The 26,877-nt window shown below is 30.9% G+C and carries 18 protein-coding genes; 1 reads left to right on the top strand and 17 read right to left on the bottom strand.

Going from position 1 to position 26,877, the window contains the following annotated elements:
• Positions 1–8: 8 nt before the first annotated feature.
• The 10 genes from BLU40_RS06100 to BLU40_RS06055 form a co-directional block, all read right to left on the bottom strand.
• Positions 9–1,844: a sulfatase-like hydrolase/transferase gene (locus BLU40_RS06100; protein WP_090121147.1), complete on the bottom strand. Its 1,836-nt coding sequence runs from the start codon at positions 1,842–1,844 to the stop codon at positions 9–11.
• 11 nt (positions 1,845–1,855) lie between these two features.
• On the bottom strand, positions 1,856–3,649 hold the full coding sequence (locus tag BLU40_RS06095) for an arylsulfatase (protein ID WP_090121145.1): 1,794 nt from the start codon (positions 3,647–3,649) through the stop codon (positions 1,856–1,858).
• A 10-nt stretch (positions 3,650–3,659) separates the two neighbouring features.
• A complete protein-coding gene (locus BLU40_RS06090; protein ID WP_090121142.1) occupies positions 3,660–5,042 on the bottom strand; it encodes a family 43 glycosylhydrolase in 1,383 nt (460 codons plus the stop codon).
• A gap of 6 nt (positions 5,043–5,048) precedes the next feature.
• A complete protein-coding gene (locus BLU40_RS06085) occupies positions 5,049–6,542 on the bottom strand; it encodes a sulfatase family protein (protein WP_245729913.1) in 1,494 nt (497 codons plus the stop codon).
• Positions 6,543–6,595: 53 nt separating this feature from the next.
• The gene (locus tag BLU40_RS06080) at positions 6,596–9,274 is read right to left on the bottom strand and encodes a sialidase family protein (protein ID WP_090121137.1); all 2,679 of its coding nucleotides are present in this window, start codon (positions 9,272–9,274) and stop codon (positions 6,596–6,598) included.
• Between the two features lie 6 nt (positions 9,275–9,280).
• Positions 9,281–11,863 carry a sialidase family protein gene (locus BLU40_RS06075; protein ID WP_090121133.1) on the bottom strand — a complete coding sequence of 861 codons (2,583 nt, stop codon included), beginning with the start codon at positions 11,861–11,863 and terminating at the stop codon, positions 9,281–9,283.
• 313 nt (positions 11,864–12,176) lie between these two features.
• Positions 12,177–12,701: a CREC-EF hand family protein gene (locus BLU40_RS06070; RefSeq protein WP_090121131.1), complete on the bottom strand. Its 525-nt coding sequence runs from the start codon at positions 12,699–12,701 to the stop codon at positions 12,177–12,179.
• Positions 12,702–12,822: 121 nt separating this feature from the next.
• Entirely contained in the window at positions 12,823–14,388 is a 1,566-nt protein-coding gene (locus BLU40_RS06065; protein ID WP_090121129.1) for a tail fiber domain-containing protein, read from the bottom strand.
• 312 nt (positions 14,389–14,700) lie between these two features.
• A complete protein-coding gene (locus BLU40_RS06060) occupies positions 14,701–15,369 on the bottom strand; it encodes an NAD(P)H-dependent oxidoreductase (protein WP_090121127.1) in 669 nt (222 codons plus the stop codon).
• 1 nt (position 15,370) lies between these two features.
• Positions 15,371–16,333 (bottom strand): SMP-30/gluconolactonase/LRE family protein, encoded by a 963-nt coding sequence (locus BLU40_RS06055; protein ID WP_090121125.1) that lies wholly within the window; start codon positions 16,331–16,333, stop codon positions 15,371–15,373.
• A gap of 184 nt (positions 16,334–16,517) precedes the next feature.
• Between BLU40_RS06055 and BLU40_RS06050 the strand changes: the two genes are divergently transcribed.
• Positions 16,518–17,804 (top strand): DDE-type integrase/transposase/recombinase, encoded by a 1,287-nt coding sequence (locus BLU40_RS06050; RefSeq protein WP_090121122.1) that lies wholly within the window; start codon positions 16,518–16,520, stop codon positions 17,802–17,804.
• Between the two features lie 330 nt (positions 17,805–18,134).
• On the opposite strand, the gene BLU40_RS06045 is transcribed toward BLU40_RS06050, so the two are convergent.
• The 7 genes from BLU40_RS06045 to BLU40_RS06015 form a co-directional block, all read right to left on the bottom strand.
• Positions 18,135–18,491: an outer membrane protein assembly factor BamE gene (locus tag BLU40_RS06045; RefSeq protein WP_139170926.1), complete on the bottom strand. Its 357-nt coding sequence runs from the start codon at positions 18,489–18,491 to the stop codon at positions 18,135–18,137.
• 160 nt (positions 18,492–18,651) lie between these two features.
• Positions 18,652–19,449 carry a hypothetical protein gene (locus tag BLU40_RS06040; RefSeq protein WP_090121119.1) on the bottom strand — a complete coding sequence of 266 codons (798 nt, stop codon included), beginning with the start codon at positions 19,447–19,449 and terminating at the stop codon, positions 18,652–18,654.
• Positions 19,450–19,454: 5 nt separating this feature from the next.
• A complete protein-coding gene (locus BLU40_RS06035; protein ID WP_139170925.1) occupies positions 19,455–21,152 on the bottom strand; it encodes a hypothetical protein in 1,698 nt (565 codons plus the stop codon).
• A 325-nt stretch (positions 21,153–21,477) separates the two neighbouring features.
• Positions 21,478–22,176, bottom strand: a complete 699-nt coding sequence (locus BLU40_RS06030) for a hypothetical protein (RefSeq protein WP_090121115.1) — start codon at positions 22,174–22,176, stop codon at positions 21,478–21,480.
• A 9-nt stretch (positions 22,177–22,185) separates the two neighbouring features.
• On the bottom strand, positions 22,186–23,763 hold the full coding sequence (locus BLU40_RS17540) for a C39 family peptidase (protein WP_090121111.1): 1,578 nt from the start codon (positions 23,761–23,763) through the stop codon (positions 22,186–22,188).
• A 24-nt stretch (positions 23,764–23,787) separates the two neighbouring features.
• Positions 23,788–25,245: a T9SS type A sorting domain-containing protein gene (locus tag BLU40_RS06020; protein ID WP_090121108.1), complete on the bottom strand. Its 1,458-nt coding sequence runs from the start codon at positions 25,243–25,245 to the stop codon at positions 23,788–23,790.
• Positions 25,246–25,301: 56 nt separating this feature from the next.
• The gene (locus BLU40_RS06015; RefSeq protein ID WP_090121105.1) at positions 25,302–26,774 is read right to left on the bottom strand and encodes a hypothetical protein; all 1,473 of its coding nucleotides are present in this window, start codon (positions 26,772–26,774) and stop codon (positions 25,302–25,304) included.
• Between the last annotated feature and the right edge of the window lie 103 nt (positions 26,775–26,877).

Here is a 26,877-nt window from a genome sequence, read left to right as displayed (position 1 = left end):
TGTTTTAATTATTTAATTTTTGGTATTATTGCTCGAGGAATATCTAATTTTCCGTTGTGAGCACCTTTTGCAAAATTGCTAACATTGTATGTATTTGCTTTTGACCAATCGCATTCAATACGACCATCACCTAACACAATATTTCCTAATTTATTTCTAAACCAACTTGCCAAAGCTTTGTAGTCTTTTTTATCGGCAACGTTATCTCTTTCATCAGGATCTTTACGTAAATCGTATAATACTAATTCAGCTTCTTCAACAGGACAAGTTAAAGCCCATTTTATACCTTGATTTGGGTCTCTTTTCTTAGCCCAAGTTCTGGTTTTCATTGAAAATGCAAAATCTCTTGAACGTATATAAGCTCTTGCACCAGCAACTAAATTAATTTCTCCAACTATATATTCACGTTTTTCTTGATTATTATTCACGAAATCCATCATATTGTAGCCATCTAAATAATTATATTCATTACTGCGAATGTCTTCTCCGGCTTCACTTAAAATAGTTGGAGCAATATCTACATATTCAATTAACTGGTTTTTCACCAAACCTTCCGGAACTTTAGTCTTATCTGAAGAAACCATAATCATAGCTCCGTTTGTAGACTTATCCCAAGGACCAAATTTTGCCTCAATTCCTTGTTCACCTAAATGCCAACCGTGGTCTCCAACCGTAAAAATGATTAAATATTCCTGATTATTTTTCTTGCAATACTCTTTAAAAATCTCGACAGACTCACCAATTAAGGCATCTCCATAGGCACAAAACGCATAATAATCTTGAATTGCCTGTTGTTTTTCCTTAGTAGTCATTTTACTGAAATTTAAATTTTTGAATAAACGATGAATTTGAGGTGGCATATTCTCTAACTCCTTTTCAGTAAAAGCAGGAATTTTATACTTTTTATTTTTGAATTTATCTCTGAATTCTTTTGGAGGCAAAACCGGAGTGTGTGGTAAATGAAACCCTAAGTTAATCATTAAAGGTTTTTCAGGGTTTACTCCAGTTCTGTCTTCACCCCAGGTTGTTTTAAACGCTTTATTCTGGTTTTCTAAATACAGCTTCATTTCTTCAACAATTTTTGCATCTATGGTTTCACCAGCAGGCATTGGATTTTCACCTCCAATAATTAAATCTTTATTGTAGCGAGTATATGAACGAAGAATTTCATACTTTTTCTCAACTTCGTTACGAGTTTTTATATCTACTTTACTAAACTCCCCATCTTTCTTTTTAATTAAAAATTTAACAATTTTTCCATCAGGAGTTTTTACACGTTCTTCAGTTCCTAAATTTTTCCAAGTTCCTTTTTTATAAGCTGGTTGATTCCAAAAATCTCCAACATCATTTTTTTGTAAATCGTGTTTAAAACTTACTTTATAGTCATAAAGCCCAGCATCTTTAAATCCTTGTCCAGGCCCCCACTTAAAAATGTACGCGCCATCTTTACCAAATGAAGCTGTAGTATATCCTTTTTTCTGAAGTGTTTGCGTAAATGTAGGTTTTACAAAATCTGGTTCTTGATGAGTTTGTTCAAAAGCATAATGTGCATTTCTAAATGTATAACGTCCACTAACCATTGATCCTCTAGAAGGTCCACAAGCTGGCGAATTATTATAGGCATTTATAAAAAATGCTCCTTCCGAGACAAGTTTATCAATGTTTGGAGATGATACATAGCCCAAAGCGCTATTTTTATTACCAGTTAAAACTTCATTATAACTCTCAATAGCATCTGCTCTATGATCATCAGTAACTATCCATAAAATGTTCGGTTGATTTTGGCTTTTTGCAGTAAATACAAAACTTACGCCTATTAAAAATAGAAATAATACTCTTTTCATTTTATTATTATTTAATTAATTATTTTCACATATGAATAGTACACACCATATGTTTCTTTACCCTCAATAAAGTCGTTTACTAATAAGGTTTTTCCTTTTTCTAACTTCACTTTAAAAAGAACCTCCTCATCGTTTTTGTTTATTTCTTTTTCAAGAATTTGATTGGCAATTTGAATTCTTGCTTTTGTTGGATGAATGGTTTTGTATTCATACAAATTTTTAGGATTTTTTTGTGGAATTCCCCAAATTGGACCTGGACATTCCTTTGGCCATCTTCTTAACGAAATTTCATAAACACCTGCTTTTTCTATTTCCAATGCATGCATATTATTTATGTTTTTCATTCCTTCTGAAACTTGCTCTGGCTTCCAAATACCACCACCTTCTCCTATTGCATGCTGAATAGTTAATTTTATTTCTTTTTGTGCTTCATTTCCAACTACATTAACCGGAAGTTCACTATAAATAGGACTTGCTTTTGTTGATTTCAGAAATTCGGCATTATCAGCTAATAATTGCTTAACTAATTCAGGATGTTTTGAAGCAACATTATGTTGTTGTTTTGGATCTTTTATAATATCATATAACTGCTTACCATTTACCAAACGCCATTGATTTTTTAAAATACACGTTTGATTTTCATCCATTGGTGGTCTCCAATCTTGGCGATTATGAAGAAAAACAGTTCGTTCATCAAGTACTCCTTTTTGAGGTTTTAATAATGAAGAAAAATCAACTCCATCAAGTTTCATAGTTGACGGAATTGTGAGTCCACATAATTTAGCTAAAGTTGGCACTAAATCTACGTGAGCGGTAAGTGTATTAATATCTTTCCCTCCTTGAATTTCACCATTTGGCCAACGAATAAAAAATGGTGCAATATGTCCGCCTTCTAGCTTACTTCCTTTAATTCCGCTGTAACCTTTATTGTAACCTAACTTTCCATCTTGGCTATAACCAAAACGAGTTCCATTGTCACTCATAAATATTACAATGGTATTTTCAGCAAGATTTTTTTCTTCTAAGTAAGCATTTAGTTTTCCAAAATTTTCATCAATATTGGCAATCATTCCATAAAGGTTCGCACTAACAATATCTTTACCTTCAAACTGCTTGTAAGGTTCGGCATATTTTTCTGCAACAATCAAAGGATCGTGTGGAGCATTTGTAGGTAAATACACAAAAAATGGTTGGTCAGCATTTTTGTTCTCATCAATAAACTTCATTGTTTCGTTAAACCAAACATCAGTGCAATAACCTTCAAACTGTTGAGGTTTATTATTCACATAATAAACATCATCAAAATAACTGTTTCCCCAATAATCTGATAATTCACCAACACCACCAGCCAAATGATGAATTGTAGTGTCAAAACCACAATCTGTAGGGCGAACAGGGTAATTATCACCCAAATGCCATTTACCAAACAAAGCTGTTTTATATCCGTTATTTTTGAATACGTTAGCCATTGTTTCCGTATTTCTAGTTAAAGCATCTCTACCTTTAAACGTAGCCCAAGCCCCATTATTTATTGGGTATTGGCCAGTCATAATTGCACTTCGAGTTGGCGTACAAAGCGGACTTACATGAAAATCTGTCATTCGAACCGCTTCATTATAAAAAGAATCAATATTAGGTGTTTTTAACCAAGGATTTCCGTGGCATCCTAAATCTCCAATACCTAAATCATCTGTAAGTACCAGAATAACATTTGGTGCTTTCTGCTCTTTTTTTTCAATTTCCTTTGTTTGACAAGCAATAAACAGAACTAAAATAATGCAACTTAAAAATACGTTTCTTAACATAAATTAATTTTTATTCTATTCTTATTTCTTCTATTTCCCAAGAACCAGAAGTTGCGTCTGTTGCTGGTTGAATTGCAATTTGCATTAACCTATTTTTTACTTCATTAAACTGATTTAATTTAATCGTATAAGTTTTAAATTCAGTATCATTTGAAGAAATTGGAATACTTATCCATTCTTTTTTATTCCAATTAACTGGTTTTGTACCAACGGTCCAAAAACCATTTTCTTTATCATCTCTGGTATAAATAGCAAATTTCATTTCTTTGGCAGCGCTATTATTTTTTACTTTAAAAGTTACTTTAGAACATAATCTGGTATCCGTATATAACCAAGGTGCGCTTCTTATAACAGCATTTTTTGCTGAAATAGTTCCAATTAATTTACCATCTTTAAACGCTGCTGAAGTTCCATTTAAAGCTTTCCAGCCCATAGTGCTATTTTTAAACTCAAAAGGTCTTCCCGGAGCAGGGTACATTCTATCATCTTTTGGAATTATAAAAGTTCCATCTTCATTAAAATTAACTGGTTTTAAACTAGCTCCACGATAAAATGCACTTATATCATGATTTTCTTGCATTACATATTTTTGTCCTTTCCAATCAAAGAAACTGGTATGACCTCCACTTAAAAATGCACCTTGAAATTCATAAGGTCCGTATAAGTTTTTAGACATTGAATATCTACTTCCATACACTAAATAGTACCAATCATTTCGTTTAAATAATGTAGGTTTATCTTCTGCACTTAATTCCTTTCCATTTTTATCTTGAATAATAATTTTTTTTGGTTCAGTGTCTAAAGATTTCATGTCCTTAGCCAATGTTGCCATATAATATTTACCCACACCAAAACAAATAGTATACACATCGTTTTCTATGAATATTTCAGGATCATATGGATGAACTGGCACAATTCCTTTAGGTAACAAAGGTTTACCTAATAAATCTTTATACTCACCAGTAATTTCATCAGCTACCATTACACCGGTATCAATATTTCTATTTGAAAAGAACCAATAATATTTCCCATCTCTTTCGCAAATATCTCCAGCCCAGCAGTTTGGTTGGTCACCTATATAAGTGTCTTGCGGCAATAAATTTCTATGAAATTCCCAATTAATTAAATCTGTAGAAGACCAAAGTTCCCATCTATCCATAGGAAACGAAGAAGTTGGATCCCAGGATTTATCGTGACCACAAATAATATAAACTCTATCATTTTCAACCCAAGCATGTGGATCTGCCATACCGTGTTCAGGAACAATTACATCAATTTTTACTGGTTTATGTTTAACTTCTGAAATGTTACTTTTAACTTCCTTTGTTTTTTTAACTTCATTACAACTAAAAAGCACTGTAATAAAAAGTACTAGAATTGAAATTTGTTTCATTGTTTTCTATTTTTTCATTTTTGAATAATCCTTACCTCTAATAGCTTCAAATTCAGCTAATAGTTCCTTTAGTTTTTTAGGATTTGATTTCGCTAAATTGTTAGTTTCACCAAGATCTTTTTTCAAATTGTATAATTGAAAGTCTTGTAAAATACCTGTTTCAATAAATGAATTCCAACTTAGTGGCTTTCCTTTATAAGGAGGTATCATTGCCCAATCCCCAGTTCTATATGCCGTTCTTCCTCCAGCTTCTATAACTAAATTGTTACGTCCTTTTTTACTTTTTCCTAATAATTCTGCCAACATATCTTCACTATCTGTTTTCTTTGCTTCAACACCAACTAATTTAGATAAAGAAGCTAATAAATCGATTTGACAAACTAATGCATCAGATACTTTAGGTTTAATTGTTCCTTTCCAATACGCCATAAAAGGTACGCGAGTACCTGCTTCAAATAAACTATATTTTCCTCCACGTAGTTTACCTGCAGGTGTATGTTTTCCTAATTTTTCAATGGCATCATCATAATAACCATCTTGTAAAACAGGTCCGTTATCACTTGAAAAAACAACTAATGTATTTTCCAAAACTCCTTCTTCTTTTAGAGTTTTCATAAATTCACCTATACACCAATCAGCTTCTAAAATTACATCTCCACGTGGTCCCATTCCAGATTTACCTACAAAACGAGGATTTGGTGTACGTGGAACGTGTGGTTGCTGTAAAGCATAGTATAAAAAGAATGGCTTGTTTTTATGACTTTTAACATAAGCTTGGGCTTTTGCTAAAAAATGATCTGCCATATCAATATCGCTCCAAACAGCAGATTTTCCACCTTTCATATATCCAATTCTAGGAATACCATTTACAATACTTTGGTTATGACCGTGATGCCATTTCATTGTAGTTAATTCAGGATTGTCTTTTCCTGTTGGTTCACCTTCAAAATTCTTTTTATAACTTACATAAATTGGATCTTTTTTATCTAAACCATCAATGTAACCGTCTTTAATATAAACTGTTGGCGTACGATCTTGAGTTGCTGCTAAAATATACGCATCGTCAAAACCAACTTCATTTGGCCCTGGTGAAATGTGTTCATTCCAATTTACATTTCCTGCACCTAAACCTAAATGCCATTTACCAACTATAGCAGTTTGATATCCTGCTCTTTTCAACATTTTTGGTAACGTTTCTTGCTTTGTTGAAATAATTAATGGGGCTGAACCTGGTAAAATTCTTGCCTTTGCATTTCTCCAAGGATATACTCCTGTTAATAAGCCATAACGACTTGGAGTACAAGTTGCTGAAGTTGCATAACCATTTGTAAATTTAACTCCATCATTTGCTAAAACATCCATATTAGGTGTTTGTAATTCAGTTGCTCCGTAAGCACTTAAATCTCCGTAGCCTAAATCGTCTAAATAAATTACAACTATATTTGGTTTTGAATTTTGTGCTTGTCCAAAACTTCCGATAAGTAGCGCTGCAAGAAACATTAGAAACGACACCTGTTTATTTATTTTCATTTTATATAATTTTTATTAATTCTTTAATTTTTAGAACCTAAATATCCTTCTTTTGAATTATTTAAGTACGCTATATGCCAACCTGAACCCCAAGAAGCACTCCATAAAACATCTTCGTTATAAGGATCTGGTTTTACATCTACAATTTTATCTTGTTGTCCTAAACCTTTGTTAATTTTAGTCCAGTTTTTTCCATCATCTTTTGAAAGATAAATTCCTGGATTCATAAATTCTGTAGCTCTACTAACTATCTGACCAGGAGCACTAATCACAATTATATTAGAATTTAAAGGTGAGGTTTCAGCTTGCCAAACATAAGGTGCTTTAAAAATTTGTTCCCAAGTTTTGCCCTTGTTTTTACTTCTCCAAACACCTCCTTCTTTATAAGTTCCATTTCTTCTACCTGTACTTATAAAAATATCTTTGGTATTTCTATCTATAAAAACATTATTAACTGCTTTTATTTCTGAAGGAATTTTAATTTTGCTCCAATTATTTCCTTTATTTGTTGAAATGTACAAACCTCCATTGTCATCATTAGAAGCAGCATAAAAGGTTTCTGAATTTTCTGAATCCATAATAATTCTTCTTATGCTAAACTCTTTATGAAACCCTTCATTACTCAAATTCCAAGTTAAACCACCATCAAAAGAGCGGTAAAAACCATAACCTCCTTTAGTTAATTCTTGTGCTTTACTTCCGCCAATTTCAGAAATTTTATGACTAGTAGCACAGAAATACATATTATTAGGATTCTTAGGATCTATTAATAATGAGTTTTGAGGAGCAACTGATTGCCAAGGTCCATTATTTGCTTCAAAAATGGTTGCTATATTTTCCCAAGTTTTTCCTCCATTGGTAGTTTTGCGTAATTTTCCTCTGTGTTCTTGACGCCAACTTAATGTAAAAATGGTATTAGGATCATTAGGATGAACTGCCACAGTTGAAGTAGAATGTTGTCCGTGCATTCCGCTATGATCGTGAACTTGCCCATCAATTTGTTCTACTGCAACTGCTTGTTTATCTTTCCAACCATCTAAACTTGTTGTTTGCCATAAACCGTGTTCACCGCTACATAACAATCTTCTTCCTTTAATTCCTGTTTCGTGTAACATAAACCTTCCTGGTAAATTACTATCGCCACGTCCAATCCATTTTCCACTTCCTTTTGAAGTTTCAAAATCATCTATTTGTTGCCAAGTTTTACCGTTATCTGAAGATCGTTGTGTTTGCTGACCAATTTGTATAAATACTTCTCCTTTTGAATTGATTACTAAAAATCTATTTCCAAAACGAGTTTCATTTTGTTCTTTATAAGCTCTGCTTACGTGTGAAAATTCTACATTTGCTCCAATAGGATTTCCTTTACTAGTCCAATAAGCTTCATCCTTTTTATTCAACCAATATTCACCAGAACGTGCACAAATTACCCAAGTTTTTCCTCCATTTTCTGTTTTCCAAGCATCACCAGGACCAAAACTTCTATCGTGACGTTGATTAGCCACTAAATAAATTTCGTTTTTATTTGATGGGTTTACAACTATTTTATTAAACGCTGAATAGGTGTTTTTTGGAAACTCAGGATATTTTTCTTTTGATTTTTCACCTAAAAAAATACTTAGTGCTTTGTGATAATTATTCCGGTGTGAAGCATCGGTTATTTTGTTGAAATTAATACCTAAATCTCCAGTAATACTCACCCAATTTTTTCCTCCATTAGTACTTTTAAATACGCCACCTTTTGTTGAAATACTTTTACCTTTTGGCTCGTACATTGTTTGTTCAACTAAAAATAGCACAAACTCTTTTGTTTTTTTATTATAAAATGAAGTTAAATCTCGAGGCAAGTTATTTGGTAATCCTTTTGATGTATTTTCCCAAGATAAACCACCATCAAAACTAAGAAGCAAACCAACATTAGTAGCCATAATAACATTTTGATTGTTATTTGGGTTGACAATAATTTTTCCAACATCGGTGTTTTTAGGTAAACCTTGAGTTATTTTTTTCCAAGTTTTCCCTTTATCTGTAGATTTATAAATATATCCATAAGAAGCATATTTAAACGCAACTCCATTCGGTTTTTTTCTGGTTCTAACATTATTTTTTACATTCCAAAAATCACCAGCACCAACAAACCAAATATTTTCGTTAGTTGGGTCAACTGCTAACTCGCTGTGTCTAGTTCCTTCTTGTTCAAAATACCAACCTTTTTTAAACGAATCTGGATCGTTAGGATCTATGCCTATTTCTTTATAACTTTTTCCTAGTTCTTTGGTTTTAGTCCAAGAACGACCTTTGTTTTTAGTTTCATAAACCCATCCGTTCCAGTCTAATGCCATTCCAAAATCAGGATTTTGAAATGAAAATTCTATATCTAATACTCTTTTCATTTCAAGACCTAAACCGTCAGAATCTTTAATAGTTTGCCAAGAATTTCCGTTATCCCAAGTACCATAACTTACGTGCATATCTGGCCCCATAAACATAACGTTTGCATCTGTTGGATGACACCAAAATTCTTCGCAGTAACCAGACATTCCTGGACCGAAGTTTTTCCATTCAACAGATTGGTCTGACTGAATTCTCTCTGTTCTAATCTTCGAGAAAAAAGCTTCCTTATCTTTATTTGAATCTTGATTGCAACTAACAAAAAATGTTGCTGCAAGAACTAAACTGAAAAGAATATTGATTTTTTTCATTGTAAATTATTTAATAATTGCTTTAAACCAACCACTTCCCCAAGCTGCACTCCAAATAATGTTTTCATTATAAGGATCAAATTTTATATCAACCATTTTATCTGGTTGTCCAATACCTTTATTAATCTTTTCCCAACTTTTCCCTCCGTTTTTTGTTAAATAAATTCCAGGATTTTTAAATTGATCAAATTTGGTACTAACTTGAGCAGGAACATTTACCATAATCAAGTTTGGGTTTATTGGTGAAACTTCAGTTTGCCATACGTAAGGAGCTTTAAAGAATTTTTTCCAAGTTTTACCATTGTTTGTGCTTTTCCAAACTCCACCGGTTTCAATAGAACCAGTTCTATAACCTGCTGACAAATACATATTTTTAGTATTTCGGTCAATAAAAATGTTGTTTACACCTTCAATTTCTGAAGGAATATTCATCTTTTTCCAAGATTTAGCTTTGTTAATTGAAATGTATAAACCTGAAGGATCTTTTTTTCCTCTTTTATTTAAGCAGGCGTATAATGTTTTTGAATTATCTGGATGCATTACAATTCTTCTTACACTTGCATTTTGTGGCAATCCATTATTTTTTAGGTTCCAAGTATAACCTCCATCAGGTGAATGATACACGCCGTAACCTCCTTTAGTTAGTTTTCCTTTACTTCCTCCACCAACTTCTTGAATTGGTCTTTTAATTGCACAGAAATAAATATTTTCAGGGTTTACAGGATCAACAGTTAAAGAATATTGATAACCTAAATCTTCCCAAGATCCATTATCAGCTTCAAAAATGGTTGCAATATTCTCCCAAGTTTTTCCACCATCAGTACTTCTTCTAAACTTACCACGGTGTTCTTGACGCCACATTAAAATATAAATAGTATTAGGATCATTTGGGTGAACTGCTACCGTAGAAATTGAATGTGCTCCGTGATTTCCACTATGATCGTGTACTTGCCCTTCAATTTGTTTTACAGCCACAGCATCTTTATCAGGGTAATTACCTAAATTGGCTGTTTGCCATAAACCGTGCTCTCCAGAACATAATAAATATCGGTCTTTAATTCCAGTTTCAAGCAACATATATCTTCCTGGTAAATCACTATCACCACGACCAATCCAAGCATTACTTCCAGGCGCAGTTTCAATATCATCAATTTGTTGCCAAGTAGCACCGCCATCGTTAGAGCGTTGTGTTTGTTGACCAACACCAATAAATACTTCACCAATAGAATTAATTGCCAATAAACGGTTTCCAAACCTTGTTTCGCTTAACTCTTCATAAGAACGACTTACGTGAGAAAATTCTACGTTTGCTCCAATTGGATTCCCTTTACTTTCCCAATATGCTTTGTCTTTTTTATTAAACCAATATTCACCAGCACGCGCAATTATAACCCAAGTTTTTCCACCATCTTCAGTTTTCCAAGCATCTCCAGGCCCAAAACTTTTATCGTGACGTTGATTAGCTACTAAATAAATTTCATTTTTATTTATTGGATTTACAACTATTCTATTAAATCCTGAATAGGTGTTCTCCGGAAATTGAGGATATAATTTTTTTGAATTTTCACCTAAAAAGTAACTCAATGCTTTATGATAATTATTTCTATGTGAAGCGTCTTTAATTTTATTGAAGTTTACACCTAAATTACCAGTAATATTTTCCCAACTTTTTCCGTTATCAGTACTTTTATAAACACCTCCTTTTGTTGAAATACTTTTGCCATTTGGCTGATAAATTGTTTGTTCAACTAAATACAGAACAAACTCTTTTGTTTCTGGGTTGTAATACGAAGTAAAATCGCGAGGTAAATTATTTGGCAATCCTTTTCCTCTAGGTTTCCAATCTTCACCTTCATTATTACTTACAAAAACTCCATAGTTTGTTGCAATAAATAATTGTTTTGGATTATTTGGATTGAAAACAATACGTGCAACATCTAGATTTTCAGAAATATTTGTTGCTACTTTTTTCCAAGATTTTCCGTGATTGGTCGTTTTTAAAACGTATCCATATTTTGCTCTAGGGTGTTTTTTTCCGTGAATATTTTTTTTAGAACGATGGTTTGCTTTTACGTTCCAAAAATCTCCAGCACCAACAAACCAAATATCATCGTTTGAAGGGTGAATCGCTATTTGAGTATGCACATTTGTGCCTGATTTAAACGCTCCTGGAATTGTGTAAATTAGACTCCAAGACCTTCCTCTATCATTTGTTTCAAATATTTTACCTCTTCGTTCTAAAGCAAGTCCAAAATCAGGGTTTTTAGTTGAGAATTCAATATCTAAAACTCTTTCCATTCCTTTTCCGAAACCATCAGAATCTTTTATGGTTTGCCAAGATTTTCCATTGTCCCAAGAACCATAACTCACGTGCATATCTGGTCCCATAAACATTACATTTGTATCGGTTGGATGACACCAAAACTCTTCATTGTAACCAGACATTCCTGGCCCAAAGTTTTTCCATTCTATAGATTGATTTGATATTACTTTTTTAGAGGCTATTTTTCTAAAAAATGCTTTGTCCTGTTGAGCGTTTATAAGAATGCTAAATAAAAGACTTAGGCTTAAAAATATTCTTGTTTTCATGTATTTGTTTTGCTTTTTAACTTATTACAATAAATCTTTAAGCAAGATATACTTATAAAATAAGCCTTTTTAACACATAAGTATTGAAGAATACCACTTATGGTTTATATATAAACTGAAGATTTATAATTTAATTTAATTTTATTGGTAGAAACTAGATTTCAACTGATACTAATTATTAAAACTACTCTAAATCACTCATAATAAACAAAATAACTAATTTCAATATTAAAAGAACAATTCATTTAAAACAAAAAAAAACGCACAACTAAAATTTATAGTTGTACGCTTCTCTTTAAAACTTCTAATTCTTTTATTCCTTATTATTTTTAGACTTTCTTTTTTTCTTTTTTTTTGACTTTACATCCTTAAAATAAATCTGCAACTCTTCCTCAGTTAAAAACCCATCTGAATCTTCATCAATTTTTTTAAAGTTGTTTTTAATTTTTAAGTTTTCAGAAGCTGCTACTTCTAACTCATCTAATTTATTATCTTTATTAGCATCAATAACTTTTATTAACTCTTTACTATTACCTGTTTTTCTATTCTTTTTACTAGCATTATTTAATTCATCTGCATCAATAAACCCATCAGAATTTGAATCTAACAAACTAAAGTTTTCAGCAAGTCTTCCACCTCTTGCTTCAGAAGCCTCTGATTTACTAATTAAACCATCTCCATCTTGATCTAATCTATCTATTATTTCCTCTGCTGAAGGGCGTTGACCTCCACTACTTCCTCGCATTCCTTGATTACTTTGCCCTCCTCTATTTCCTCGTTGGGCTGTAATATTTAATGAAAATATTACGAAGAATGTTATTAATAAAGTTTTTCTCATATTTACTATACTTTTATATATATTTTAAAGTAGAATATTTTAAATAACCTGATAGTTAATAAGTGTTAATGTTTGTTTTTTTTAGTTAATTCAAGTGTTACTAATAATTAAGATATTTGAATTAACGTAATAATAACTTTTTAATTTCTTTTATTTCCTTCTCCATAGCTTCTTGTTTACTTTTTAAAGCTTTATTTTCTTGCTTTAAAATTTCAATTTCTTCTGTTTGCTCTTGAATAGCCTTAACAATAGGAGAAAATAAATCGTTATATCTAACACTAAGCATTCCTTCTGAATCTTCAGAAATAATTCCATTAGTTTTTGAGCTACTATTTTTTAATGTTTCTTTTAATTCTTGAGCAATAAAACCGTATTCTACTTTATTACTTTTATTATTATTTCTAACATATGAAACTGGACGTAGTTGGTTAATAAAATCTAAACCTAAATCAGAATCTTCAATAGTGTTTTTCCATCGTCTATCGGAAGTTACTGTCCAAGCTACTTGCACACCTGCGTATGTTACGGCAGTACCACCAATTCTAACTTGATTACTTGCTGTTGGATCTGGAACAGAAGACAAATAACCAATGGCAGTATTATTACTTCCTGTAGTAACATTGTCTAGTGCTCTATACCCAATTCCTGTATTATTATTTCCTGAAGTGTTTAAAAAAAGTGCATTAGTTCCTGATGCTGTGTTACTACTTCCTGTTAAATTTGAGGCTAAAGTATTATATCCGGTTGCTGTATTATTATATGCTGTTGTATTAACCCTCAAAGAATTAACTCCTGTAGCCGTATTATTATATCCTGTAGTGTTAAAAGACAGAGATTCATACCCACTTGCTGTATTATTACTTCCTGTAATATTATCAAAAAGAGCAAAAACTCCGCTTGCAGTATTATATGAGCCTATAGTGTTTTTAGTAAGAGATTGAAGACCTATAGATGTATTACTAGCTCCAGATGTATTTTGATTAAGTGATAATGAGCCAACCGCTGTATTACCTGATCCTGTAGTATTATTAACTAGTGAACTTGAACCAATTCCAGTATTTGAACTTGCAGTATTTACAACAAGAACATTAAAACCAACAGCTGTATTACTAGATCCAGTTAAATTGTCTCTAAGTGAATTATAACCTATTGCTATATTTTCTCTACCTGATGTATTACTTGTTAAAGAATTACTTCCTATACTAACATTATTATCTCCTGAAGTATTAGAAGAAAATGAATTAACTCCAAAAGCTGTATTATTAGTATCTAAAATACCTGCTAAAACATTATTTCGTTTAAAAACAACATTTTTATCATCAGTTGTTCCTATAAAATTTATGGTATCATCCGTATCAGAATTTCCTAAAATACTCCAAGCATTATCTACTGTTTTAATGGTTGCCAATTTAGACCATTCCGTTCCATTCCAGTAATAATAGCCTGGTGTTACATCTAAAACTGTAGCTGTGTTATAAATTAATAAACTAGTTACTGGAGCCGCTATTGTAGTATTATCAGTAGTTGATAATAAACTTATTCTCGGAACTAATACTCCTCTATTAGTGCTAGTTACATCTAGCATTGAAGAAGGGTCTGGTGAAGTTGTGTTGATACCTACTTGAGAAAAAATGTTTAGGGTACAAAATAACAGTATAACTGTAGGGGTTAGGGCTAGGGATTTCATTTAAAAATTAAAATTTTGTTAAGAGTACATTAAATGTAGATGTAAAAAATTACATGACAAAAAATTTAAGAGACTAATTAACCTTTTATATACGTTTTTGATAAAATTTTGTGATTAACAAGGCAAAACCACCATTTTCAATACTATTTTGCATTAAAAAAATTATAACAACATATTTTCAGGTATAAATAGTTTTTATTTTTTCAGTTTAAAAAAATGATTTTCCGTTTTTGAGATTAAATTCATTTACTTATAAAATAAAATTCACCATTTCAAAAACGGAATTTTCAACATTAAATTTTAATTCTTAATTTATAGTACCCAATCAACAACAGCTTCCATAGGTTGGCGTGTTTGAGGAAAAGGGGAATCTTCTTTTCTGTATCCAAAAGCTATCATTGCAGCAACTCCTAAATGTTTAGAATCAATAATACCATCATTTGCTAAAATTTCTTCTACTTTTTGTTGATCAAAACCTTCAATTGGACAAGAATCTATTCCTATTTCAGCTGCTGCTGTCATCATATTTGCAAATGGTAAATAAACTTGTTTACAAGCCCAATCAAATAGCTTTCTATCATCCGTTAAATCGAATTCATTTTGTTGAAAACCACTAAAGAATTTTAGTTTCATTTCTTCAACATCACCTGGTAAATGATCTATTTCTTTTGAAATATAACTTAGATAATCTGAACCAGGTCTCATATCATCAGCTTTTCTTGCTAATAAAATTACAAAATGACTTGCCGAAGGTAATTGCTTTTGTGCTCCCCAACTTGGTTCCATTAATTTTTTACGCAATTCCATATTTTGAACAACTACAAATTTCCACGGCTCCCAGCCAAACGAGCTTGGCGACATTCTACCAACTTCTAAAATAAATTTAAAATCCTCTTCTGAAATTTTTTGATCTGGTTCAAACTCTTTAATGGCACGTCTAAATGCGTGTGCCTTTATAATTTCTTCTTTTCTTGTATTCATTTTAATATTTTTTACTATAAACCACTGAAATTCCTGCACCTTTTTGAAGTGTTAATCGCATTTTTGTTGGAGTAACTTCAATTACCAAATCATCGTGTCCTAAATCTATATCGCCAATGGTACTTATACGCGAAAAAAAAGTACCGTTCCAATCCCAAGTTCCTTTTAGCTCTTTTCCATCAAAGTTTCCTTTAATAATTCCGTTTTTTGTAGCAACGGACTTCCCTCCTTTTTCACCATAATACACATCAGCACATTTTTTTAAATATTCTTCTTTTGAAGTAATTCTGTGCCATTTTTCTTTTACAATTTTATAACTAGCCACCTTATTACCAAAAATATAAGGTAAGTACAAATTTTTTCCGTCAGAATTTATGTCTGCTGCACCAAATGGAGAATTTTTAATTAAATAACGGTTATTATTATCTACAAAATAAATTTCTTTAGTAAAAGGAGCACTTATAAAAAGTCCTCTATCTTGAGAAACAACACCATCTAATTTTCCTAACTTTTTGCCTGTTGAAACTAATTTTACTGACTTATTTGAAATATTCACTTTATAAACCGAACCAGGAATATCAGTTGTAGATTTCGCATTCATTTCTTTACCAAAATCTACTACAATTAAGTCTTCTCCTTGCACTAAAACTCCATTTGGATGGTGAATTTCAGCAGATTCTAACCAAATTTCTAGCTTATTGTTATTAATAGTATAAATCTTTCCTCCTGGAACATCAGAAATAAATACTTTTCCTTCTGAAGTTATACTAACATCGTTTAATGAAACTGCTGTTTCTGATTTGATACTTTTAATAATTTTACCTTTTTCAACATCTATAATTCTAACGAATTTTTGATCTGCAACATATAGTTTCCCTTGATATAAATCAGATCCACAAGGCCCAGATAAACCTTCAATCCATTTTTCTTCAACCACTTTTCCATCTTTACTTAACTTGCTCAAATAACCTCCCCCTCAAGTCTCGCTATCGAACCGTACCTATCTAACTCTTAAAGAGATAGCTTAATCTAAACCCCTTTCTAGGCATCGAACCAGTATGTTTTTTGGTAGTTTCTTCGAATTTTCGAAAACTCATTTCTTATAATCAATTTGTATTGTTTTGCTTTTTCAGTAATTTTGATTCTATATGAAAAAGTATAAATCGTATCACTCCTCTGTGAAAATTTGCTATGCTCTTAGTATTGAAAATCATTTACTCCCTAACGACTTTCTTAAATCAATCAAACCTTCTACTGCTCACTATTGGAAAAGTGATAACCCTGACAAGTTTGTTGGTAGTGAATTCGCTTCTTCTATCAATCATAATATCGATGATCTGCAGATTATCTATGATGCTAAAGTTCAACAATTAAAAAAGATGTTTGTTACTTTCTGTAAAGTATATCTGACTATTCTAGGGTTTATCGGTGAAAAGGATTTTAAATCCATCATTCGTACTAACAGAAATGCTATAGTTGATCTTATTGATACTACTTGTAATTCTGTTTCTGAACGTAACTGGATTTGTAAGTTCTTAAAAATTACACCTCACTCCTATCTCACTTGGAAACGTTATCAAGACTACTTCTGTGAATTCTCACTTCTAAATCTTTGTTTTAAACGCGTGCCTCAGCAAATCTCTCGTAATGAAATTGATATGCTTCAGTCTTTTATGACTAATAAACGCTTCTATCATTGGTCAGTAGCTTCTATATGGGGTTTGGCTTTTAAACAAGATAAAACTTCTATGGCACTTTCTACTTGGTATCGTTATGCTAAAAGGCTTGGGTATACTTCTGCAAGAAAAGCTTACAAGAAAAAGCGTAAACGTATCTCTATTGAAGCTTCTACTGTTAATGAGACTTGGCATATGGATGTTACTTATTACAAAACCCTTGATAACATTCAATATTATATTTACACTATAGTAGATCACTTTTCTCGTAAAATACTAGCCTATGATGTTTCTAAAAAGCTTTCTGCTAGTATTAGGTTAGCTAGTTTAAAACGTGCAATCAACAATGAATTTGATGATTGTCTAGAAAAACCTACTGTTGAACTTATTGTGGATGGTGGTTCTGAAAACAACAATCATACTATTAACCAGTTTATTAATAATTCTCAAGTATCAATTCATAAAAAAGTTGCTTTAAAAGATGTTACTTTTTCTAACTCTGTGATTGAAGGAACCTATCGAATTCTAAAAAACAAATATTTTCAAGATAGACCTATCTTATCTTCAACCATTAAGAGGGAAGTGGACTTTTATGTGTACGATTATAACAATGTAAGACCTCATTATATACATAAAATTTACACACCTTGTGAAATTCATAACAATAAAAGTTTAAAGAACGTTAAACCTAAACTTAAAAATGCCTTTCAAAACCGTATCAATGACAATCGCAAGACTTCTTGTGTCAAAAATTGTTAATCACTTCTTAATAAGGAATTAAAAACCACTTTTCCTAATACAAATCAATTATTTCAAAGAGCTTGGATTTATTTTTTTATCAAAATAAATTCTTTTTTTCTTTTAAAGACCCTATGAGAACTATTTCATTTTCTCATAGGGTCTTTTCGAATTTTCGAAAGCTTTGATTTAGAAACTCTTAATTTCCTAAACCACCAATGTTTTCAATAGCTCTCGATAATTATTACTTACTAAATTTTACTCACTCTTTACTTTTTCGTCCGTGAGAGGGAGCCTTTCTTCTTGTTTGTATATGGGGTATATCCATGACACGGAGCGGGGGAGCAGTTTTTAAACTAACTGATGTACAACTTTTTTGACAACTCCATTCTCGTCAAAGAAAATTATAAATTCATAATGATCAAGTGGAGCATAGTTATCTGGATCATAAGCAGTAAAACACCAAGTATCTTTTATCCAACAATTTTCATTAAAATCTTTCCCTAAGATTTCAAGGACTTCATTTTTTGTTTTCCCAATTAACAAATCATTATTCTTTAGATCATTTACCATTCTATACCTTGAATTAATATTTTCAATCCATTCTTTTTTTTCGAATTTTTTAGACCTAATTATAGGATTAATTATTGTGTAACAAATAATTGCAAAAATAAATGTATAAATAATTGGCATTATTAATGTCAACAAAATAGATGATAAATTAATTTTCTTTATATGAAATTTTTTAATTATTTTTTTGTACCAGAAAAAAGATGGTATTAGTATGATTAATTGTAAAACAATGAATATTATTATATACTTTATCATTTCTATTAATAAAACTTATGGAGACTAAATAACAATTAAATTAGTTTTCTGTATAAACTCTGATACCATTGTTTACAGTTGAAAGTACATCATAAAAATTATTTGAATTAATTTTATTTGTAACAATTTCCATATAACCATTGTCTTCTAAGTATTTTAAATGAGCTTCAATAGAACACGCTTTCCAAATATCATTTTCTTTTATTAAACAATATAATTCAAGGTTCTTTCCAAATTCTTCAATTTCAGATGGAGTAGATAATTTTAAAAAAATATTTGAAACACTATCTATCTCACTTTGTATATTTAAATTTATATCACTTTGTAACACGTTTAAAGTGCTTAAAATTAAAAATTCATAATTATTATCTTTAATATAAGTTTCTTGAAAAACAACTTGATATCTTACATCACTTATTAGTTCATAAAGAGTATCATCCCTAGCATCATTGTCATTTGAAATACTTAAAGATTTATTATAAACGGTTACTCCATCAGTATAATATTGATTTCGTTGAGCACTATGTGAATTATTTTTATTATAATAAGATGCCGGTTCAGAAAAATTTTGAAAGAAAAAGTCATTGTTATTAGTTAGATAGTTATACAATTCATTCACAGAACTAAATAAACCTGGAGCTTGCATAAATTGCAGCCCTTTTGAATAATTAGGTAAAGTTTGTTCATTCAATATTTGACCGTGAGAAATAATAACTGGATCTTTATTTATTTGAGAATAGAACATTAAGCTGTTACCTATATCTTCATAAAACATTTCATTTTGACCATATGTTTTTAATAAAAACAACAACGATATAATAATTAGTGTATTTTTCATAATATTTAATTACAATCAATTAAGTTAAATCCTGATTCTCCCATACTAATTGGGTCTATTTTCACTGAATGAACAAATGGTTTTTTTCCATAATGAGTTTGCAAAATCCTCATCGCTTTAGTTCCGATAGCTCCCCCTGTTTCTATATTCATAAACATTCTATCTCTTTTAACAGCATCCTCTTCACTAACACCAAAAGTATCGTGTAATAGTGCGGATATATTGCCTTCTCCATCCACGTAAGCAGAAACTCCTTGAATACCTCCCAATTGAGCAATTAAATTAGGATCTGATAAAGGAAAATTTGGGTATTTTAAATCTGTTAAGTCAATATTTATTTCACCAACACACTGACCTTTTAATACTTTTAACTTATCACAAAGCCTTAACTTTAAAGAATTCATGAATTGTCCAATACTCCTACCACCAATAGCATCTCCATCACCGAAATCTAAAATGCTTGATAATGTTACATTAAGATAGGGACCACCATCATTTTCTTTAAAATGAATTAATAACAAATTTAAAGCTTCATTAGCTTGGGAACCTGTAGTTAATAATTCTAAAGCTTCTTCAAAATAACGAAATAGTTCTTCTTCACTTTTCTCTAAAAGATTTTCTTTTACAGGACTAGTTTTTGATCCAAAATATGGATTATAATTTGAAATTTTACGTTCTGAAGACTTAGCTTGTGTAAATGCAATTAAATTATCTTTGGAAGGAGGTATAGCTGGCAAGCCAGAATTACCACCGCCAAAAGCAAAATCATCACCAGTAGAAGGAGTAATTGGTGTAACAGGTCCACCTATACCTATGGAAGTTATATCCTGAGAAAAAGTTCCATTATAAATCTTCCATTTACTTGCTTCATTATCATCACAATCTTCGCCTTTAGAAACACCTTCTACCCATCCGTCACCTGGGCTATTAGGCTGTTCCATTGGTTCTGTACCTATTTCATTATAACCATCTCCATCCTTATCTTTAAACCAATTCTTGTCTGGTAAGTTTTCACACCCGCACCCTGTTGCATCTACTTTTTGTGTATCTGGATCACAATTTGGAGGGGGACATGTTGTATCTGAATCATCATAATCATCTCCACAATCTCCATCACAAATACAAGGGTCGTAGTTAGTTGCACAATAGTCTTCATCGGTTGGGTCAGGTTCCGTATTATTAGGGTCATAAGGGTCTTCTCCACAATTTATAGGATCAATTACACAAGGGTCTTCATCAGTTGGATCAGGTTCTGTATTATTTGGATCATAAGGATCTTCTCCACTTGTACCCGTTGAACTATTAAAAATAGTAGTACTTAAATGATTTCCATCTGAAGTAAAAACAAGAACCGCTTGTAAACCACTTTCACTAGTAAAAACTTGGCTGAAAATACCGCCTCCTTCCCATGGAGGAACACCTAAAGTTTCTAAATAACTTACATCATCATAAAAGTCAGAATCAGTACCTGAATAATTACCAGTATCATCCCAATCATTTGAGCCATCACCATCAAAATCCCAATCATTTGAGCCATCACAATCACCAAAACAATCACCATCTTCAAAATTATCCCAATTATCATTTAATTCGTCCCAAAATTCATCATAATCTTGAGCATGTACACTATGACTTCCAATAAAAAGAAGCAAACACCCTGTAAAGACTTTTAACTTTAAAAAAATACTTATTATCTTTTTCATAACCAATAATTTATTTTTCTCTTATAACATATCTGTATCTACTTGACTGCCTACAATAACTCTAGCTATATAAATTCCTTCTAGTAATTGAGTTGTCACTGTATGAGTATATGTCACTGCTTGTTGTCTCTTTCTTGGGGATACTTCTAATGAAGTATAACCATTATAATGAATCAATTCTACATAGACATCTCCTTCTGTCTCTAATTCATACTGAACGGTTAATTGTTCGTTAAAAGGAGTATCAAATAAAAATTTGGTATTTATTATTAATTCTCACTACCTATTTACCATTTTACACAGAAGGTAAAACGGAGTAATAATTTTAATTTAAAAAAGGAATTTCTTCGTCGTTATAATTATCCGGAAAATCTTCTACTTTCTCTTTGACGACTTTAAAATGTCCAGTATTATCTAAAATATATTTCTTTTTTACGATAAAATCTGCAAGTGTTAGTGTACTAACACTACCATCATTGTTTATTCTTGCCTTAGTATAGATACGATAATTCTTTTTCTCTATTGAACTATAATTAAATGAAGGTTCGTTACTTTCCATAGCATATAACTCTATTCCAGATAACATATTACCTTCTAAATCATAATTAATTAAATTCCCAAAAGCATAGAAAGGGTCATTGCTATTAGTCACAAATAGTGTAATATAGTTAGAACTAATATTTACTCTTGTGTTTACATAGAAAAAAACTGGAGCTCCTTGACTATTTACACTTTCCCTCCCTTTTACCCCATCATCATATTTCTCTCCTTCATAATTCCAATAATAGGAACCATTATCTGTATCACTTTCACTCATTGTTAAATTCAGAATCATACTATTATATTTGTCAACAGTCTCAATCCTATTACTGTTAGAAAATAATAATTCATCTAAACTTTCTCCTAATTCTGTTATAGGAATATCTTTTATAAAGTCTAATAACTCATTATTTGGTGGTGGTGTGTTTTGAGTAAATCCAAATATACTCAATAGCGTTATAATTTTAATAAAATATTGTTTCATTATATTTTTTTAATTGTTTTTCCAATAAACTTCCATATATTTAATTTTAACATCTTCAACATCATCCCATTTCCAAAGATTGTCTTCCCCTCTTTTCCCTGTATCAGTATCATCTCTAGTGTTAGCTGTAGAAGAGGAATATACATTACGACCTTTACTATCTCTATCTGTTAAATCACTACTCTTTTCTAATGTCCCATATGGATCATCAACAATAATACCAGAATTAGTAACAGCTTGAACTCTTACCAAATGCCCTCCCATAGACATCATAATTCCATATCCTTTTTCTAACTCATTATTTAAAGTTGAAGTTAAACTCTCCTTTGTCATACTATAAGATGATGAATAAATCATTTTTTGTTTCACATTAGAATTGATTTCATTTGCTATTTTAATTCTTACATCTGCTCTAGTACGCTGTTTAAACTTTTTATCTACACGAATGTCTTCTAATTTATCTTCAAATTGTTTAGTTGAGCTTGGATTCGAAACACCCAATAACTCCATTATTTTAGCAAGACAAGTAACATTACACATAACATCTTTTGACTTATTACTATTATCTCTCTGATTATGATATTTAACCTTACTTTGTAACTTCAAGTATAATTCTTTTTTCAAGTTTTCATTAGATACTTTTTCAATATAATCTTCTCTTACTTGTTTAATTTGTTTTCCCGTCAATTTAGAATTATCTTCAAATATTTTTTTTGCTATTTCCATTTCATTTGGGCAAGTATTATCACAATAACAATCACCATCACAATCTTCAAAACGAACATTAGGGTAGGTTGCTATAATATTTTGGATTATTTCCTGAGACAACCAAACATCAAATGCTTTTATTTTATCAGGCATTTGGTTATTTGCATCTTGCGTTGCCGCTTCCATTGCTGCAAAAACTTCTTCAAAAGTTAATTCTTTGCTTATATCATTTAGTGTAGCATTATATGTTGCTAGAATAGGTGTAATAATTTCAGAAGGGGTATTAATAATAATTGCTTTTAGCGGAGCTATTATAGTACTTAATGTTAAAACTTCTGATCGAGTATATAATTGTAAGTTAACTGAAGAATATGGAGTAGTTGCCTGAATATTAATTTGTATCTTTTCTTGATATCCATCCAAATATATTAAATTATTCGTTTCTTCAGGTTCAGGGTCAGGTTCAGGGTCAGGTTCAGGGTCAGGTTCAGGGTCAGGGTCGGGATTATTACAAGTTCCCCCACAGTCAGCACCGCATAATGGACATAGAGATGATGGATCTGGATCTGGATTTGGATCTGGATTTGGATTTGGATCTTCAGAACAACCTATTCCATAACAAGCACACTCATCCCATGACCCACTAGTTGGATCACATGGGTTGTTACTATCAACATTTCCTACTACTACAACCTCATCTAGATCATTATTATCAGCAAATTGTTGCTCAAACTCATCATATAAACCGTCTTGATTTAAATCATATGCATAACTGTATCCTTCATCCCATTCAGTATAACCCTGCCCAAAAACAGTATTGACCCCTAAAGATATAAATAATCCAAAACTAAATAATATTAAAACTGTATTTCTTTTCATAATATTGATGTCAGTCTTGATTGTTTAATATTCTTTGACAATTAACCTTGTATACAATTGGTTTCCTGCTTTTAGTCTCACAACATATAAGCCTTCTGGCAAAGAACTATCTACATTAATAGAATATGTATATTCTCCTGCTTGTTGCTTAATAATAGGTTGTATAACTGTTTTGTTCGTCCCATTTATGTTAATTAGCTCAACGTATACATCGCTTACTGTCTCTAATTCATACTGAACGGTTAATTGTTCGTTAAAAGGAACAGGGTATAATTTAATAAACTGGTCTTTTTGAACTGCAAGAGCCTCCAGTATTTCATCATCAATTTCAGTTTTAACACCTTTAGGTTTTAATACCACACTCATTGGTTGTCCATACTCTGTCCATGAGTCTATAAAGGTATCAACCATGCCTGTGAGATATGTATTGCCTAAATATTCCTTTTCTTGAAGGTTCAAAGTAAAAAGTGTGTAATCTAAAGATAATTCATTTGGAACACTAGAATATAGCTTTTTTAAAGTAAAAGTTAAATCGTCAACATAAACATTTCCATCTTGGAATTGTGCTGAAGATTTAAGTTCTTGATTATTCACATGCACTATAATTTCTATGTTGTTATTGTTTGTAACAAAATCTATTGAAACAGGTAGAATACGAACAATATAATTTCCTGACCAATCGTATTGAATCAATTTACCAGTCCACTCACCTTCAATAGTGTCAGTAGTTAAAAAATCAGAATATTCGTTTACTTCAACATCTGTGATTATTTCTGATTCAATATGGGTTGAATCTGTAGAAATATTTGTATCCAGAGCTTCTTCTACAGCCACTTCGTTTAGTTGTTTTTGATTCGCTTTAATATACGTAACAAATGTTTCACTATTAATAGTTGGATTACTTAATAAAAGCTCTAATGCTTTATTTTCATTAGCACTAACTCCATATCCAAAATAATAACTAATTGCTAAAAAGTGTTTAGCCATAGCATCCTCACTACGCTCAAACCAATAGACAGCTTTTTGGTAATCTTGCTGTACACCATAACCTTTAAAATACATGTAACCTAAAGAATATGCAGCCCTTTGGTTACCATTTTGAGAAGCTATTTCAAACCAATTAACTGCATCTTTAAAACTTATTGAACACCCAATTCCATATTTATAAAGTCTACCTAAATTGTATTGCGCATTGGCATAGTCTTTATTAGCTGCACTTGATATATATGTAAAGGCTTTATCTACGTTTTTTTCAGTACCTATCCCATTTAAATATACTAAACCTAAATAATTTTCTGATTTGGAATACCCCTGAACCGCACAAGGCTCTAATAATGAAATTAACTCTGATTGATCACTAAAAGGAGAATCTTTTTCTAAAAGTAATTTCGCCTTTTCTAAATTTATTTCACAGTTGTTTTGAGCTTGTATATGAGCCATCATAAAACAACATGAAAGAAGTAAAAAGTAATATTTTTTCATCTGTTTGCTTTTTCAATAGTAATTATTTAATTATTCATCCTAAACTGATTTAAAGTTTAGTATTGAAATTTATTTTTTTTTGCTTTTTTGGAATTCTTGATTGTAATTTCAAAGTTTTGCATTAACTCCTTGTAATCTTTTTCAAAATGATATTTTAAACCACTCAGTTTTTGTTTTAACAACTGGTTATCATAAAAGTAGTACTTATTGTAAATAGTTTCATTCAAATAATAGAGCAAAACTCTCTCAGAAATTGTTTCATATTGAGTTTCTGTTAACTCATGTTTTTCAGCAATTTTCTTAAGCTCTTTAGCGGCTTTTTCATCAGCAATAACTTTTAAATCGTTACCTAAAATTATAGCAAATTCTTTTTTGCTTATTAATTTAGCTAAATCTCTTGCAAATTCTTTCTTTATTTCTTGCATTGATTTTTGAGAATTAACCTCCATAAGGTCTGAAGAAACATTCTTTTTGTTATAGCGAAAAACTGCCATATCTTTCTCTTTTTTCTCCAAAAGAAGTACAAACTCTTTAACTCTATCTTCATCCAACCCTGCTTTTTTAGCTTTATCAACTAATACATCAATTGCTTGGTGCTTTTTCTTTTCTTCAATCTCACTCCTCTTTTTCTCAATTAGATTTTTTAAATTAATCTTATTGGTTATACTTTTGCGCTTTATTAAAGGTTTTCTTTCTGAAAGCCTTTGAAGTAACCCTTCTTTTACCTTATCAATAATTTCTTCTTTTAAACCTTTAATAATCAATGGGTCTTGATTAAACTGTTCTACAATTAACTCTGCATCACAATCCGCAACACTAGTAGCTAAATTAATCATCTTATTACTTTCAGCTAGAGATGCTATTTTTTTTGAAACGAATGTTTGCAAAGCACCATCAAGATCATCTAACTCTAAATAAAAGTGGTAAGCAATAAATAGGTTTTTATGATTTATATATAAATCATTGCAATTATCATTATTAAAATTCCAAAACCAAATAGATTTACGTAACGCATCATTCTGTACCTTAATTAAATCCATTCTTTTTTTTCTAATATTCTCTCGTTTATCATTTAATACATCTGGATTATAAGCATATTTTATATCGAAATATGACAAGCCATTTTGAAAGCCTTTTAAACGACCTTTTAATGCTTGTAAATAACCCGAAGGAAATTCTCTTGAACCAACATATTTAGAGAAAAATTGGTCGGTTTTATTTTGAACTTCTTCTAAATTAATTACAGATTTTATTAAACTCTCTTCTTGTTCAATAGTTAATACAGAATATAATTTCTCAAAATACAATTTCTCAATATCGTCATTGATAGTACCATCTTGAGCCTGTGTTTTTGAAGATTGCCTTTCTATTAAAGCACTGCTAATAAGTTTTCCTTGTTGTTCATTTATACTCGTAATTGATTTTATATGATCTAAACTATATAAAGCATCAATATTGGATTGAGCTTCAATAATTCCAACTTTAAACAATAGAAATAACGCCGTAAATAAACGAATAATCTTTTTCATAATAAAGTAGCTATTTTTAATCTACAATTAAAAAGTAGATATAATTTAAATACAAATTTATTTGACACTAATTTGAACTACTAACTGCATTTTACCTTATTAT

It is taken from the genome of Lutibacter oricola (assembly GCF_900106565.1).
In the GTDB taxonomy this organism is placed as follows: Bacteria; Bacteroidota; Bacteroidia; order Flavobacteriales; family Flavobacteriaceae; genus Lutibacter; species Lutibacter oricola.
This window is presented reverse-complemented; position numbering and strand designations above follow the sequence as displayed.